Source organism: Pontimicrobium sp. SW4 (assembly GCF_039954625.1).
Taxonomy (GTDB): Bacteria; Bacteroidota; Bacteroidia; order Flavobacteriales; family Flavobacteriaceae; genus Pontimicrobium.
Window position 1 is genome coordinate 789147 of sequence record NZ_CP157199.1, and the last position, 15300, is coordinate 804446.

16 protein-coding genes are annotated in these 15300 nt (G+C 29.1%); all 16 read left to right on the forward strand.

Annotated features, from left to right (window positions below):
- Positions 1-2: 2 nt before the first annotated feature.
- Genes ABGB03_RS03690 through ABGB03_RS03765 form a run of 16 tightly spaced genes read left to right on the forward strand, consistent with a single transcriptional unit; the run spans position 3 to position 15296 of the window.
- The gene (locus ABGB03_RS03690; protein WP_347924927.1) at positions 3-839 is read left to right on the forward strand and encodes a glycosyltransferase; all 837 of its coding nucleotides are present in this window, start codon (positions 3-5) and stop codon (positions 837-839) included.
- Between the two features lie 27 nt (positions 840-866).
- Entirely contained in the window at positions 867-1775 is a 909-nt protein-coding gene (locus ABGB03_RS03695; protein WP_347924928.1) for a glycosyltransferase family 2 protein, read from the forward strand.
- A 4-nt stretch (positions 1776-1779) separates the two neighbouring features.
- Positions 1780-2577, forward strand: coding sequence for a glycosyltransferase (locus ABGB03_RS03700; protein ID WP_347924930.1), 798 nt, complete (start codon positions 1780-1782; stop codon positions 2575-2577).
- Positions 2578-2595: 18 nt separating this feature from the next.
- Positions 2596-3318 (forward strand): hypothetical protein, encoded by a 723-nt coding sequence (locus ABGB03_RS03705; protein WP_347924932.1) that lies wholly within the window; start codon positions 2596-2598, stop codon positions 3316-3318.
- Positions 3319-3351: 33 nt separating this feature from the next.
- The gene (locus ABGB03_RS03710; protein ID WP_347924934.1) at positions 3352-4182 is read left to right on the forward strand and encodes a glycosyltransferase family 2 protein; all 831 of its coding nucleotides are present in this window, start codon (positions 3352-3354) and stop codon (positions 4180-4182) included.
- Between the two features lie 16 nt (positions 4183-4198).
- The gene (locus ABGB03_RS03715; RefSeq protein ID WP_347924936.1) at positions 4199-5188 is read left to right on the forward strand and encodes a glycosyltransferase family 2 protein; all 990 of its coding nucleotides are present in this window, start codon (positions 4199-4201) and stop codon (positions 5186-5188) included.
- Between the two features lie 9 nt (positions 5189-5197).
- Positions 5198-6277 (forward strand): glycosyltransferase, encoded by a 1080-nt coding sequence (locus ABGB03_RS03720; protein WP_347924938.1) that lies wholly within the window; start codon positions 5198-5200, stop codon positions 6275-6277.
- Positions 6278-7183 carry a glycosyltransferase family A protein gene (locus ABGB03_RS03725; RefSeq protein ID WP_347924940.1) on the forward strand — a complete coding sequence of 302 codons (906 nt, stop codon included), beginning with the start codon at positions 6278-6280 and terminating at the stop codon, positions 7181-7183.
- Positions 7183-8070, forward strand: a complete 888-nt coding sequence (locus ABGB03_RS03730) for a glycosyltransferase (protein WP_347924942.1) — start codon at positions 7183-7185, stop codon at positions 8068-8070. Before ABGB03_RS03725 ends, ABGB03_RS03730 begins: the two co-directional genes overlap by 1 nt.
- Positions 8067-9002, forward strand: coding sequence for an NAD-dependent epimerase/dehydratase family protein (locus ABGB03_RS03735; RefSeq protein ID WP_347924944.1), 936 nt, complete (start codon positions 8067-8069; stop codon positions 9000-9002). Before ABGB03_RS03730 ends, ABGB03_RS03735 begins: the two co-directional genes overlap by 4 nt.
- A complete protein-coding gene (locus ABGB03_RS03740) occupies positions 8986-9999 on the forward strand; it encodes a glycosyltransferase family A protein (RefSeq protein WP_347924946.1) in 1014 nt (337 codons plus the stop codon). The genes ABGB03_RS03735 and ABGB03_RS03740 overlap by 17 nt, the downstream gene beginning before the upstream one ends.
- On the forward strand, positions 9999-11084 hold the full coding sequence (locus ABGB03_RS03745) for a glycosyltransferase family 4 protein (RefSeq protein WP_347924948.1): 1086 nt from the start codon (positions 9999-10001) through the stop codon (positions 11082-11084). Before ABGB03_RS03740 ends, ABGB03_RS03745 begins: the two co-directional genes overlap by 1 nt.
- Entirely contained in the window at positions 11041-11748 is a 708-nt protein-coding gene (locus ABGB03_RS03750) for an acylneuraminate cytidylyltransferase family protein (protein ID WP_347924950.1), read from the forward strand. Before ABGB03_RS03745 ends, ABGB03_RS03750 begins: the two co-directional genes overlap by 44 nt.
- The gene (gene neuB, locus ABGB03_RS03755) at positions 11741-12784 is read left to right on the forward strand and encodes an N-acetylneuraminate synthase (RefSeq protein ID WP_347924952.1); all 1044 of its coding nucleotides are present in this window, start codon (positions 11741-11743) and stop codon (positions 12782-12784) included. The genes ABGB03_RS03750 and neuB overlap by 8 nt, the downstream gene beginning before the upstream one ends.
- Positions 12777-13910, forward strand: a complete 1134-nt coding sequence (gene neuC, locus ABGB03_RS03760; RefSeq protein ID WP_347924954.1) for a UDP-N-acetylglucosamine 2-epimerase — start codon at positions 12777-12779, stop codon at positions 13908-13910. Before neuB ends, neuC begins: the two co-directional genes overlap by 8 nt.
- 12 nt (positions 13911-13922) lie before the next feature.
- Complete coding sequence (locus ABGB03_RS03765; protein WP_347924956.1) at positions 13923-15296, forward strand: hypothetical protein; 1374 nt, start codon at positions 13923-13925, stop codon at positions 15294-15296.
- Positions 15297-15300 lie beyond the last annotated feature (4 nt).

The following is a 15300-nucleotide window of genomic DNA, read 5'->3' on the forward strand; positions in this document are numbered from 1 at the left end:
CTATGAGACCAATTATATCTATTATCATACCTTGTTATAATTCTGAATCAACATTAGAATCAACTTTGCAATCTGTTTTAAATCAAGAATTTAAATATTGGGAGGCTATTATGGTTAATGATGGATCTCCAGATAATTTAGAATTAATAGCTTTAAAATATCAGGAAAGAGATTCTAGGTTTATTTACCATAAAAAAGAAAATGGAGGACTTGGTTCTGCTAGAAACTATGGAATTCGATTAGCCAAAGGCAAATATATTCTTCCTTTAGACTCTGATAATCAAATAGAAAAAGATTTTACTCTTGATGCGTTATCAATTTTCAGAAAAGATTCTTCAATAGGAGTTGTACATGGAGATGCAGAATATTTTGGAGAGAAAACAGGTGTTTGGAAAGTAAATAAATTTAATTTGGAAAAAATCCTAGTAACTAATTATATAGATGCTTGTGCTATTTATAAGAGAACTCTTTGGGAACAAGTTGGAGGATATGATGAGAAGATGCCTTATCAAGGTCTTGAAGATTGGGATTTTTGGATTTCTTTAGGAAAATTAAATGTTTCTTTTTTTCATTTGAATAAAATCACCTTTAGATATTACGTTTCAAGTAGTTCAATGATTTTATCATACACCCAAGAAATGAGAATGAAAAATAAGGATTATATTGTTAAAAAGCACTGTAGGTTATTCTATAACCAATATGTTAAGGTTGTTTCTTCTTCCGATAAAATAAAGGAAAACTTTATACATAAATTAAAAAGTAAAAAAGTAGTTATTGATTTGTTTAGTAAAACATTTTTTGGCTTTACTTGTTTTAGTAAAGAAGTGGATGATTTTTAAGTTATTAACCCAAAGAAAATAATCTAAATGCTTGCAATTGTTATTCCATATTATAAAATAGAGTTTTTTAAAGAAACACTTCATTCGCTTGCAAGTCAAACAAATAAAGGCTTTAATGTATATGTTGGCAATGATAATAGTCCAAATAATCCAGAAAAAATAATAGCAGAATTCAATAAAAATCTTCCAATTTATTATAAAAAGTTTGATAAAAACTTAGGACAAAAATCATTACCACAACATTGGGACAGGTGTATAAGTTTAACTAAAAACGAAAAGTGGATTTTAGTACTGGGCGATGATGATTTATTAGAAAACAATGCAGTAGAACTATGGTATAAAGAAAAAGAAGATAAAACGAACCTATATAAGTTTTCATCTCAAATGCTTTATGCAGATGAGAAAAGATTTTCTGAAGTATATACACATCCACAATATGAGCATAGTGTTGATGCTTTTTATAGAAAATTTAAAGGAAAAACAAGAAGCTCTCTTTCTGAGTATATTTTTAAAAAAACGATATATGAGAAAGTAGGTTTTAAAAACTATCCATTAGGTTGGCATAGTGATGATAAAGCTTGGTTAGATTTTTCTTTTAAAGAGCAAATAAAAACAATAAATGATGCAAAAGTTATAATAAGAGTTTCGTCTATAAGTATTTCTGGGAATAAAAATAATTTAAAAGAAAAAAATGATGCTACAATACAGTTTTACAAAGACTTTTGTAAAGATCATATAGAATTTTTGCCAGTTGAAAAAAGGACTGAAATATTGAGTTTTATGGAGAAATTAATTATCAACAATAATTTATTGACTCCTCATCATATTTATTTTTTGTTGAAACTGCATTATATAAACCTAGGTTTTAAGCAATTTTTTAAGTTTATGGTTAAAAGGAAAATGTTTTTAAAAGCGTTAATCTCAAAAAATAGCTAGTACAATGACATTCAAACACTTTATAATTACTAGGTTTAATTTATCCCAAAAGTGGGATAAAGACAGTTTAGGTAACGAAGTGTTAGACGATGATTGGTTAAAGAAAAGATTTCAATTATTCGAAGATTATTGTTTTCCTTCCTTAAAAAGTCAAACCAATAAAAACTTTGAATGGTGGGTTTTTTTTGATACTGCAACACCAAATTTGTACAAAGAAGAAATAGAAAAACTTAGTGCGTTGTTACCTAATTTTATGCCTAAGTTTAAAGAGTCTTATCAAGATTTTCAAGATACTTTAGCAAAAGATTTGTTAGAAGAAATTCATGGTAAAAACTTAGATGTTATTATTACCACAAGATTAGATAACGATGATGTTTTTTCTAACAATGCAGTTGCAGCATTACAAAATAACTTAGTCGATTATAAATGTATCTTAGAGATGCCAATAGGCTATAATCTAGAAATAGGAAAGGTTAATAAGTTGCGTAAAATGAATTATCTATTAAATCCTTTTATAAGCCTTTTAGAGAATGTACAGAATAATCAATCAATAGAAACAGTTTATGCGCATCAACATGGCGAATGGACACATCTAAAAAAAATCAACGTAACAAAAAAACCACATTGGATTCAAGTAATACACGGGAACAATGTATCGAATCAAGTAAAAGGAAAGGAAATATTTGCTTTTGGAGCTCTTAAAGGATTCACCTTTAACAAACCAAAGTTTAGCACTAGCAACGATATTAAACTAGCAAAAAAGCAGATAAAGAAGAAAATAAAGAGTATCTTAAATAGATGAAACTTCAATAAAACATAAATGTTTCAAAAAATAAAAAAGACAGTAGAGGAGTTTAGGCAAAGAGACCGTAAAATCTTAAATGCAACATTAGAGAACGAGTGGGCAAATGTGTATCACGATAGCATAAGAGGTAAAGCATGGTTAGAAGAACTACCTTTAAATATTGGGAGATGGGCAGGTAATTACGCTTTTTTTTATGTATTGAATAGAGTGCTAGCAGATTATAAACCTAAAAAAATACTTGAGTTTGGCTTAGGGGAATCTAGTAAATTTATTAATGCAACTTTAAAAAATGAATTAACAGAAAGCACACATAAAATTATTGAAGAGAGTAATGAATGGAAAAACCATTTTATAACTAATCATGATTTATCTTCACATTCTAAAATAGTTATTTGCCCTCTAAAAAAAGAAGAGGTTAAAGGGTTTTCTGTTAATATTTATGATAGCTTAGATAAATACACAAAAAGTAAGTTTGATTTATATGTAGTAGATGGGCCATTTGGAAGCGCACGTTATTCAAGATATGATATAGTAAAGCTAGCTGAACATTTTGAAGCAACTGATGAGTTTATAATTATTTTTGATGATTACAATAGACAGGGAGAACAAGACACTGTAAAAGAACTACTCCTTTTGTTTAAAAAATTGAATATTACTATATACAAAGGTATATATGTTGGCTCAAAACGTGTTTTAGTTTTAGGTACCCAAAAATATAAGTTTATAGAATCGTTCTAAAATAAATTATCTAGTAATAGTTTAAAGTTTTTAATGTTGAAAACAGTTTTATTTAATATTTATAAGCGTATTAAAAATCATAGAATATCAAAAAGAACAAGATATTACTACTTCCGCTTTATAAATAACTATTTCAATAAAGTAACTTTAAAACAAAACAAGAATTATAAGTCTATACCTATTATTATAGTGAGTTATAATCAACTTTTTTATTTAAAGAAATTAATTAATTTTCTTTTAAAAAATGAATACTCAAATATTGTCATTGTAGATAATAACTCAAATTACAAGCCTCTATTAACCTATTTTGATGAGCTAAAGGATAAAGTTGAAATACATAGATTGACCGAGAATTTTGGACATAGAGTATTTTGGGAGCAAAAAGAAATATTTAATAAATACAATAAAGGCTATTATGTCCTTACCGATCCAGATATCGTCCCTTTAAACTCTTGTCCAAATGATTTTGTTTTAAAATTCAAACAATTATTAGATAAGAATTGGAAATTATCTAAAGTTGGATTTAGCCTAATAACAGACGATATACCAGACACAAATCCCAATAAAACAAAAATTTTAGAATGGGAAAATAGATTCTGGAAAAATAAAACTAAAAGTGGCGATTATCAGTCTAGTATAGATACAACTTTTGCGTTGTATCCTCCAAAAAATATATGGTCATTTAGGGAGAATTTTTACCATGCCATTCGAACAAATAATCCATACATGGCCATACATGGAGGTTGGTATATGGATATAGATAATTTAACCGAAGAACAGAAGTTCTATATGAGTACAGCTAGTAGTTCTAGTTCTTGGAATATTAATAGTAAAGGAGATTTGGCTAACGATGTTTGCTATTAAATAAATAAACTTAAAATTGGACACTAACGTATTAATATCAATCATCATACCTACTTACAATAGGGCTAGTGTTATAAAAGATACTTTAAATAGTCTTGTATTACAAACTTATACAAATTGGGAATGTTTGGTAGTTGATGATGGCTCCAAAGATGATTCTATTAAAATAATTGAGAATTATGCTATAGACGACAAGCGTTTCAAACTTCTTGAGAGACCAAAAAATAAACCTAAAGGTGCCAATGCTTGTAGAAATTTTGGATTGGAACAAGCAAAAGGGGACTTTATAGGTTTTTTTGATAGTGATGATTATATGTGTCCTGAGTATTTAGAATTGCAACTAAAAAATATTCAAGCGACAAAGGCGAATTATAGTATTTGTAAAAGTGAATGGGTTACAAGAAGCGGAAAAATATTAGATGGATTTCATGGAGGTATTTTAGAATCGAATAATCGAATAAACGATTATATAAGTTTTAAAACCTTTTGGCCAATACATGCAGTCATGTATAAGTCAGTATTTTTAAAAGAGAATGAATTAGTTTTTGATGAGAGTTTACAACAATCCCAAGAATATGATTTTCATGTAAAAGTAATGCAAGTAGATCCTAACTATGTTATTTTACCTAAGGTCTTGGTTAGAGTAATAGCCAATGAGGATAGTATTTCATATTCAAAAACAAATGCTTTCGCAAAAGCATATTCTAGCTTACGTGTGAGATATCACTTTCTTAAAAATAAGAATCTAAAACTTAACCATGCAACATGTGTTTTTTTGCTCCATGATATCCATAGAATTTTTATGCAACAGTCTATGGAAAAAAACAGAAAAGCATCATTATACGCAGCATATTATTATTTAAAAGCACATTTTAGTAGAAAAGACATATTTAACAAGTACTTTTTTAAACACTTACCTTCGGTTTTAATAGTCTCAATTGTGTATAATGTATTTAATAAAGGATACGTATTTATTAAAAAAAGCAATACTTTTAATTATAGTTAAAGATATATAATGAGCCATATCTATTTTATTTGCCCAGATTTAAACACGCCAGCAGGAGGTATTAAGCAATTGTACAGACAGGTTGATGTTTTAAATAAAAATGGATTTAAGGTTTATGTGGTTCATGGACATAGACATTTTAAAGTTAATTGGTTTAAAAATGAGACTCCAGTAGTTTGGCATCCTATAATTGCTAAACTAGATAAAAGCTCTAATAGCAATTTTAAAAAGAAAATTAAGACACTAGTTAAAAAGACTTTTAAACCTGAGATAGAGTACGATAAATCTATTAATAATAAAAAGTTAGTACTAAATCCAGATGATATTATTGTGTTTCCAGAGTTTTATGGAAAAGCAATTAATACAGTTTTTCAAGATCAAAAAACGGTAGTTTACAATCAAAACTGCTATTATTCGTTTAGAGGTTATGGCATTCCAAATCAAGCCAATTCTAATACATCAATCTATAAACAAGATAGATTACAAGGTGTTATTGTAGCCTCAGTCGATGCTGTGTCTTATGTGGAAAGCTTTCTTGTGGATAAACCAGTTTATCGAGTAAGATATGGTATTGATAAAAATATTTTTTCTTTTCAGGCAAATAAAAAAAAGCAAATAGCTTTTATGCCTAGAAAACTTAGAGAAGACTCTGAGCAGATTCTGAATATTTTAGATATAAGAGGTGTTTTAGTTGGTTGGAACATTGTTTCAATTCAAGGATTGAAAGAAGAAGAAGTAGCAGGAGTTTTAAAAGAAAGTGCTATTTTCTTAAGCTTTAATCATAGAGAAGGATTTGGAATGCCACCAGCCGAAGCTATGAGTTGTGGTTGTATAGTTGTTGGTTATGCAGGACAGGGCGGAGAAGAATATTTTTTACCTAATATCACTTATAAAGTTCCACAAAGAAACGTTACAAAGTTTGCAAAAATACTAGAGCAAGTAATGTTGGATTTTGATAGTAACCCAAAGAAAATGGGAAAAGTAGGTTTAGAAGCATCAAAATTTATTGAGAGCGAATACAGTATGAAGCAAGAAGATGAAAGCATTGTGAAAGTATGGCAAGAGTTATTAAAAATGAAGGATAGATAAATGGATAATACTTTAGCTATTGTTATACCATATTTTAAAAACGATTTTTTTGAAGAAACATTACTGTCGTTACAGCAGCAAACCGATAAAAGATTTATGGTTTATATAGGAGACGACGCTAGTGAACAGTCTATAGATAATCTTGTAGATAAATTCAAGAACGATATACCAATTAAATACCATCGATTTGCCGATAATTTAGGTAGTAAAAGCTTAACTAAACAATGGGATAGATGCCTTAAGCTTATAAACAACGAAACTTGGGCTTGTATTTTAGGTGATGATGATTGTTTATCAGAAAACTTTGTTGAATGCTTTTATAGAGAATTATCAAATCTTAAATTACAAAAGAGTAAGCTACTTCGTTTTGCAACACTTAAAATTAATGAAAAGGGTGCCGCATTAGGTAGTATTCAACATAATCCAAAAACACAAATGGCTGCAGAAGCGTTTACAGAAAAATATTATGGGAGTAAGCATAGTAGTCTTTCGGAATATGTTTTTAGCATAGCAAGTTATAATAAGTATGGTTTTAGAGATTATCCTTTAGCTTGGTGTAGTGATGATATGGCATGGTTAGAGTTTTCTAATGGACGAAACATAGTAAGTTGCAATGAGGCTTATTTAAGGTTCAGACTCTCTTCAAAGAGTATTTCAGGAACATTAAATAACAATAAAAAAGATGCTAAACGACTATTTTTTAGAGATTTAGTTTTAGAAAAACAAAATACATTTTCTAGAACAATTGCTATTAAGAACTTAAAAAAGTATGAAGTATTTTTAGTAATCACAAAAGAATTAAAAAAGCACCATTTTATGTTTTTCCTGAAGCGTTTTTATAAGCTAAGAAGTCTAAAAGAATGTTTTAAATTTACGCTAAGATTTAGTTATAATATGCTTAAATAATGTCGCAACCACTGGTCTCTGTTGTTATACCAACCTATAAGCGTACTCACTATTTAAAGGAAACTTTAAATAGTATTGTTAGTCAAACCTATAGCAATATTGAAATTATTGTAGTAGATGATGGAACACCTGGTGTTGAAAATGAGAAATTATGCAGTGAATATAAAAATCTTAGTTATATAAAAATAGATAATAGTGGAAGCCCGTGTAAGCCAAGGAACATTGGAATTAATAATGCTAAAGGCGCTTATATTGCATTTGTTGATGATGATGATTTATGGTTACCTAATAAAATAGAAACTCAGGTTAAAACTTTAGATAAAAATAAAGACTTTGGATTGGTGCACTCATATTGTAGCACAATTGATGGAGAAGGAAAGCAATTAAAAGAGATAGTAGGAAAGCCAGGACACACTAATGTAAAGCATGGAGACGTTTTAACTAAAATGATTGGTAATTGGACTATAATGAGTTCCACACCTCTTATTAGAAAAGAAATTGTTAAAGATGTAGGTTACTTCAATGAAATTATGCCACATGCAGGAGAAGATGTCGAGTATTGGTCTAGATGTGCATTTCATACCAAGTTTTATTATATAGATGCGCCTCTTGTTAGGTACAGACAACACGAAAATAATGTATCAAACCATCAAGAGAAATACATTTTTTTACCGTTATATTTGTTTGATGTAGTAAAGCGTTATTATAATAAAGAGACTATTAAAAAGGATATTTACAAAAAACTGGTGCTAAATCTTTGTTTAATGCAATGTAAAATGATTAAAACTAATTTTTGGAAAACTATAGGTAACATGTTCAAGATTAATCCATTTTGGTTTGTTAATTTTAGGGTTCAAAAAACAATTATTAAAAAGTTAATTACATGAGCGTAACCAAATATTTAATTACTGGTGGAGCAGGAAATATAGGAAGTGCCTTAACACTAGAATTATCTAAAGATGCTAATAACCAAATAGTAATAGTAGATAATTTTTTAACAGGCTCTATAACTAAAATCCCCAAAAAGGATAATATCACTTTTATTAAAGCTAATGTAAATAACTACAATGATATTGTACCCATTTTTGGAAGATTCAATTTTGATTATGTATTTCATTTTGCGGCAGTTGTTGGCGTAAAGCGTACGTTAGAAAATCCAATGATGGTATTAGAGGATATTGAAGGCATAAAGAACATTCTATCACTAGCTAAAAACAGTTGTGTTAAAAGGGTGTTTTATTCAAGTTCTTCTGAAGTATATGGAGAACCATTTGAAATTCCACAAAACGAGCAAACAACACCTTTAAATTCAAGATTACCATATGCCATTGTGAAAAATGTTGGAGAAGCATTTTTTAAATCTTACTACCAAGAATACGGTCTGGAATATACAATTTTTAGGTTTTTCAATACGTATGGACCAAATCAAAGTGAAGATTTTGTTATTCCTAAATTTTTAAAAGCCGCTTTAAAAAATGAGCCAATTTATATTTATGGAGACGGTCAGCAAACGCGATCATTTTGTTTTGTAGACGATAATATTGAAACCTGCATTAAAGCATTGAAAGACCCTAAATGTCATAATGAAGTAATTAATATAGGAAGTGATAAAGAAATAACTGTTTTAGAATTAGCTAATACTATTATTAGAGTGTCTAATTCAAATTCAGAAATTATACATGCTCCAGCTTTAAAAGAAGGAGATATGGCTAGGAGATGCCCAGATACTTCAAAAATGAAAGCTTTATTAGGTAAAGAACAAATATCTTTAGAGGAAGGATTGAAGCTACTTATTGATTTTTATGAGAATAGGAAATAATCCAGAGAAGGAACAAAATATTTTAGAAGTTGATGCTTATCATAGAGTTGTCATACCTGTCTATATTCCAAATCTAACCGAACCCTATTTTAAAGATGGTTTAAAAATTTTAAAATTATGTATTAGTTCTTTATTAAAAACAATACACCAAAAAACCAGAATTTCAATAATTAATAACGCTTCATGCAATGAAGTATCTATATATCTAGAAGAACTGTATCAAAAACATGAAAGCATTGACCAGTTACTTAATTCTAAAATTAATTTAGGAAAAGTAAACGCACTTTATGCAGCAATTAAGAGTAATTTAGAACCTATAATAACTATTTCTGATGCAGACGTTATGTTTTTACCTAATTGGCAACAAGCTGTAGAAAAGACGATGGTAGCGTTTCCTGAATGTGGTATGGTGTCACCTGTACCAAGTAGCATTGCCTACCGAGGTGAATATTTAAATAGCACTATTTATTATGCTTTTTTTAAAGGAAAATTGATTTTTGAGGAAATAAATAATCCAGATGGACTTTTAAAGTTCGAAAAGAGCATTGGTAGAAAAATGTATAATGAAACGCATTTGAAAAAACACCTAGTACTTTCAAATAAACAAGGAAAAGCCGTAATTGGTTGTGGTCATTTTGTAGCCACTTTTAGAGCAGAAGTATTTACGGCAGCTCCAAACGAAAATTGTAAATTTAAAATTGTTGGAGGAAGCGAAGGCGAGTACTTGGATAAACCAAATGATGTATCAGGATTTTTAAAGCTGGCAACACTTGAGAATTATGCGTATCATTTAGGAAATACCATACAACCATGGATGAATAAAGAAATGGATAGTATTGAAAATAGTTCTAGCGTTTATCAAACTATTGGTATGCTTCCTAAAGTTAAACCATTAGGCTCAATGAGCTTTAAAATAGGGAAACTACTTCATAAATTATTTTTCAAAAAACTCAAGAAATATTATTTTGCCTATATGGGTGTAAAACAGCCATATTAATGAGTAAATCGTTAAAAATATTGGTTAGTAGTGCAAAAATTCCAACAAATGGAATAGGTAGTTGGACCACTAGAATATCTAAACTGAATGCAAATACTACTTTTTTTGATTATATTTTATCACCTTCAAGTTATAATGAGAAATATCTAAATTGCAAAAAAAGGAAATTTATTATCTGGCGAAAAGAAGTTAGAGGATTAAATTTAAAGTTTTGGGTTGCAAAAGATTATATTCATAAAATTAAACTTTTATCAAAAAGAGCAAACAAAATTACTGTTGTTGTTATGGACGATGCCCATTTATTGGAAGCAATAACGTTAACTAAGAACAGCTACAAATGTCCAATAGAGATAGTTTTTTCGTTTCATGGATTTGAACTTAATTTAAAAAAGGAGATACTACACAAAGTAGATAAAATATTATTTTTATCGCAATTAGGCTATGAGTTTAGTAAAGAAAAGTACCCGCAAAAATTTCCAAAAGTAAAAGTTGTTGGAAATGGAGTAGATTCAAATACTTTTTTTCCGTTAGATGAAAAAAAAATTATTAAACAAAGAGAAGAAAAAGGATATGTAAGTAACGATGAAATATTAATATGGGTAGCTAACGATAGGCCCAAAAAAGGCATTCATATTTTTCATAAAATAATCGAAGAATTATTAAAAAATCACCGAGATTTAAAAGTTATTATAGTAGGTAGTAATAGTATTTATAATCATCCAAGAGTTAATAATATTGGACGTATAAGTAATGAAGAGGTTGCAACATATTTAAAAATCAGCAATTACTATATGTTTACTACTTTTTATAATGAAGGTTTTGGGCTTTCTATGGTAGAAGCTTTAAAATGTGGTAATGCCGTTATTGCATCTAATAAAGGCGCAATACCAGAAGTCCTTAATGGTTTAGATCGTGTTTATTTAGTTGAAAGAGTAAATGATATAGAAAATTGGATAGAAGCATTTAACTTAGCCAGAAAAGATACTAACTTTGGAAAAATACGACCAAATAAAACCATGACAAGCAAAATTTGGGATTATAATGATTGGGAGAAGAAATTTATTAAAGCCATTAGTGAAAGTTAAAAATATTGCCATAATACCAGCTAGAGGGGGATCGAAAAGATTGCCTAACAAAAACATGCTTATGCTTAGCGATATGCCTTTAATAGCTCATAGTATAAATTTTGCTAAAGCTAATCGAGACATAATAAGTGATATCTATGTATCTACAAATGATGAAAACATAAAATCTTTATCGTTAGATTTAGGAGTTAAAGTTATAGATAGACCAGAAGAATTATCTGGAGATTTCTCTACGACAGTTTCAGCTCTAAAACATGTATTAGAGACTATAAATGAAACAGTAGATAATATTATACTTTTACAGCCAACAAATCCGTTACGCCAAAAGCAACTATTAAAGGAAGCATATGTTAAATATGTTGATGGTGATTTCGATAGCCTTATGACGGTGTCATCTAGTAAACGCAAACTAGGAAAAATCGATAATGATAATTTTATACCATTTAATTACAAAATGGGACAAAGAAGTCAAGATATGGAGCCTTTATATTTTGAAAATGGGTTATTATATATTTCTAAAGTAGACTTAATACTTAACGATATTATTTTAGGAAGTAAAAATTGTCCATTTATAGTTAATCACCCTTATGAATTAGTAGATATTGATACTAAAGAAGATTTAAAGTATGCACAATTTGTTTTAGAAAATTATCCAAATGAGTAATCCATATATTAAAATACAAGATAGAAAAATTGGATTAGATTATCCACCTCTAGTCATTGCAGAAATTGGTATAAATCATGAAGGTTCTTTGCAAATAGCTAAAGAAATGGTAGATGCGGCTGCCAGAGCAGGAGCTGAGGTAGTAAAACATCAAACCCATATTGTGGAAGATGAAATGAGTGCTGTTGCAAAAAAGGTTATTCCTGGTAATGCTAATGTCTCTATTTATGAGATTATGGAACGTTGTGCACTTAATGAAGAAGATGAAATAGAATTGAAAGCATATGTTGAAAGTAAAGGAATGATATTTTTATCAACTCCTTTTTCAAGAGCAGCAGCTAACAGGCTTCAAAAAATGGAAGTTGCAGCTTATAAAATTGGCTCAGGAGAATGCAATAATTATCCACTTTTGGAGCATATAGCAAAGTTCAAAAAACCTGTGATATTAAGTACTGGTATGAATACCATAGAAAATGTAAAAAAAGCAGTTGCTATTTTTAAAAAAAATGAAACTCCTATAGCATTATTACATACAACTAATTTATACCCAACACCACCTCATTTAGTAAGGTTTGGAGCGATGCAACAATTACAAGAAGCATTTCCAAATAAAGTAATTGGTTTGAGTGATCACACACTTAACAATAATGCATGTTTGGGTGCAGTTGCCTTAGGAGCATCTATACTAGAGCGTCATTTTACCGACCATAAAAAACGAACTGGACCAGATATAATTTGTAGTATGGACGAGCAAGAATGCAAAGATTTAATAATTGGAAGTAAAGAACTTGCACAAATGCGAGGAGGTATTAAAGCCCCCGCTAAAGAGGAACAAGTTACTATAGATTTTGCATTCGCAACTGTTTGTACAATAAAAAAAGTAAAAAAAGGAGAGAAATTGACCAAAGAAAATGTTTGGGTAAAACGACCAGGTACAGGAGAAATACTTGCTGAAAATTTCATTGAAATTTTGAATAAAACTGCAAAAAAAGATTTAGAGAAAGATGTTCAATTAAAATGGACAGATTTTGAGTAAAAAAAATAAAAAAATAGCATTTCTATCTGGTACAAGAGCCGATTTTGGAAAAATTAAATCCTTAATTCAAATTCTTGAAGATGATATACATTTTGAGCCCTTTGTATTTGTAACAGGAATGCATCTTATGGAAACTTATGGTTATACGCTAATAGAAATTGAACGCTGTAATTTTACTAATCTGCATGCGTTTAAAAATCATACAAGCGAAGCCACAATGGATTTAACTTTGGCTAAGACTATTGAAGGGTTTTCAAACTATGTAAAAGAAATTCGACCAGACCTAATATTAGTACATGGAGATAGAGTAGAAGCAATGGCTGGTGCAATAGTAGGCGCACTAAATAATATTTTAGTAGCGCATGTAGAAGGAGGAGAACTATCTGGAACAGTAGATGAACTTATAAGACATTCAGTTAGTAAAATGAGCCATATTCATTACGTATCAAATAAAAAAGCAAAGAAGCGATTAATTCAAATGGGTGAATTAGAAAAGAGTATTAAAATAATTGGCTCGCCAGATGTAGATATTATGTTTTCTGAAAAACTTCCCGTAATTGACGAAGTTAAAAAATATTATGAAATTCCTTTTAGTAATTATGCTTTGGCAATGTTTCATCCAGTAACTACAGAGTTTAATGAAATAGAAGATTATGCGCAAAGTTTTGTAGAAGCCTTATTAAAGGATAACAAAAATTATGTGGTAATATATCCTAATAACGATTTAGGTTCCGAAAAAATAATTGCAGCATATAATATGTTACAAAATAACTCTAGATTTAGAATTTTCCCATCCATAAGGTTTGAGTATTTTCTAACACTATTAAAAAACAGTAGCTTTATTGTAGGTAATTCTAGTGCAGGAATTAGAGAAGCACCTTATTATGGTATACCTACTATTAATATTGGAAGTAGGCAAGAAAACAGGGCACTTCATTCGCATATTATTAATGTCCCCTATAAAAGTGATGCTATATTTAAAGCTTTAAAATCCAATCATGAATTAATCGAAAAAGATCATGAAACTTTTGGAATTGGCAATAGTTCGAAATTATTTTTAGAGTCTTTGTTAGAAGGGGATTTATGGACATTGAATACTCAAAAGAATTTTGTCGATATTCATTAAAGTAAACTATAGTTGAAAAACAAAAAAGTAATATTAGTAGTTCCAGATGGAACAGGAATAAGAAATTATTTGTTTTCGCAAATCATTCCAAATTTGATAAAGCAAAATTGCGACTTGCTTATATATCATGCATTATCTAATGAAGCTTTAAATGAAGTAGAAAAGTTGCATAATATTACACTAACTAAAAGACCAATTCCTAAATATAAAGAAATTATTAAGCAAAAGTTTTTAAGAGAAGCTATATGTTTTGGAAGGCTTAACTATAATTCTAGACTAGAAAATAATTTAACAGTTTTAACTAATTGGAAACGCAACTACAAAGGGCTAAAAAAAAGTTTTTATAAAGTTGTTGAGGTATTTGGGAAGTATATAGGGAAAAACTACCAGAGGATTTTGATCTTTGAAGAAAAGTATCAAAAATCACTTTTAAAAAGTATAGAAAGCGAAGTATCTTTTTTAAAAGAGTATAACCCTAGTGTTATTTTTTGTACACATCAAAGAGCAATAAATGCTATTCCAATATTTAAAGCTGCCGAAGTTTTAGGTATAAAAACAGTTGGAGCAATTTATTCTTGGGACAATTTAGTAAAAGCAAGATTAGCAATAAGAACTAGAGAATATATAGTTTGGTCCAACTATATGCGTGATGAATTACTTAGATATTATAATGAAATAGGGACTACAAATATTTTTATAACTGGAACACCTCAATTTGAGCTATATAAAGATGTAGAAATAGTTAGAAAGGAAGATTTTTTTAGTACCTATGGGCTAGATTTAAATAAAACTACCATATGTTTTTCTGGTGATGACGAGCTAACATCACCTCACGATCCGAAGTATTTAGAAGATTTTGTTTCATCTATAAAGGAGAGTAGTTTAAACGGAAAAGTTCAAATTGTTTTTAGACGTAGTCCAGTTGATTTATCAGGAAGGTATAATAATATTATAAAGGAAAACAAAGACTTAATTTTTTCTATTGAACCAAAATGGAGTAATACACAAAAACAGTGGACGCAATTATTTCCATATTTTGAAGATGTAGAACTGTTAGCAAATATATGTAAGCATTGCGATTTAGTAATTAATGTTGGGTCTACAATGGCACATGATTTTGCGGTTTTTGATAATGCAGCAGCTTACATAAATTATGACGTAATTCTTGATGAAAATTGGTCTACAAAGACTATTTATAACTATCAACATTTCAAATCAATGCCTGAAAAAGATGTAGTATATTGGATAAATTCTAAGGAAGATTATATTAAGGTTATTGAAAAAACATTAAAAAACAAACAATCCTTAGGAAAGCAATGGCTAGAAACTATTAATTGTTTTGATACTAATAGTGCGCAAGCGATAACCCAACTACTTTTAAACTAAATTA

Bases quoted from the DNA above. Each gene is read 5' to 3' on its own strand.
- ABGB03_RS03720 (WP_347924938.1), top strand. From the start codon at position 5,198: ATGAGCCATATCTATTTTATTTGCCCAGATTTAAACACGCCAGCAGGA.
- ABGB03_RS03710 (WP_347924934.1), top strand. From the start codon at position 3,352: ATGTTGAAAACAGTTTTATTTAATATTTATAAGCGTATTAAAAATCAT.
- ABGB03_RS03690 (WP_347924927.1), top strand. From the start codon at position 3: ATGAGACCAATTATATCTATTATCATACCTTGTTATAATTCTGAATCA.
- ABGB03_RS03745 (WP_347924948.1), top strand. From the start codon at position 9,999: ATGAGTAAATCGTTAAAAATATTGGTTAGTAGTGCAAAAATTCCAACA.
- ABGB03_RS03735 (WP_347924944.1), top strand. From the start codon at position 8,067: ATGAGCGTAACCAAATATTTAATTACTGGTGGAGCAGGAAATATAGGA.
- neuB (WP_347924952.1), top strand. From the start codon at position 11,741: ATGAGTAATCCATATATTAAAATACAAGATAGAAAAATTGGATTAGAT.
- ABGB03_RS03705 (WP_347924932.1), top strand. From the start codon at position 2,596: ATGTTTCAAAAAATAAAAAAGACAGTAGAGGAGTTTAGGCAAAGAGAC.
- ABGB03_RS03695 (WP_347924928.1), top strand. From the start codon at position 867: ATGCTTGCAATTGTTATTCCATATTATAAAATAGAGTTTTTTAAAGAA.
- ABGB03_RS03700 (WP_347924930.1), top strand. From the start codon at position 1,780: ATGACATTCAAACACTTTATAATTACTAGGTTTAATTTATCCCAAAAG.
- ABGB03_RS03725 (WP_347924940.1), top strand. From the start codon at position 6,278: ATGGATAATACTTTAGCTATTGTTATACCATATTTTAAAAACGATTTT.
- ABGB03_RS03740 (WP_347924946.1), top strand. From the start codon at position 8,986: ATGAGAATAGGAAATAATCCAGAGAAGGAACAAAATATTTTAGAAGTT.
- ABGB03_RS03750 (WP_347924950.1), top strand. From the start codon at position 11,041: ATGATTGGGAGAAGAAATTTATTAAAGCCATTAGTGAAAGTTAAAAAT.
- ABGB03_RS03730 (WP_347924942.1), top strand. From the start codon at position 7,183: ATGTCGCAACCACTGGTCTCTGTTGTTATACCAACCTATAAGCGTACT.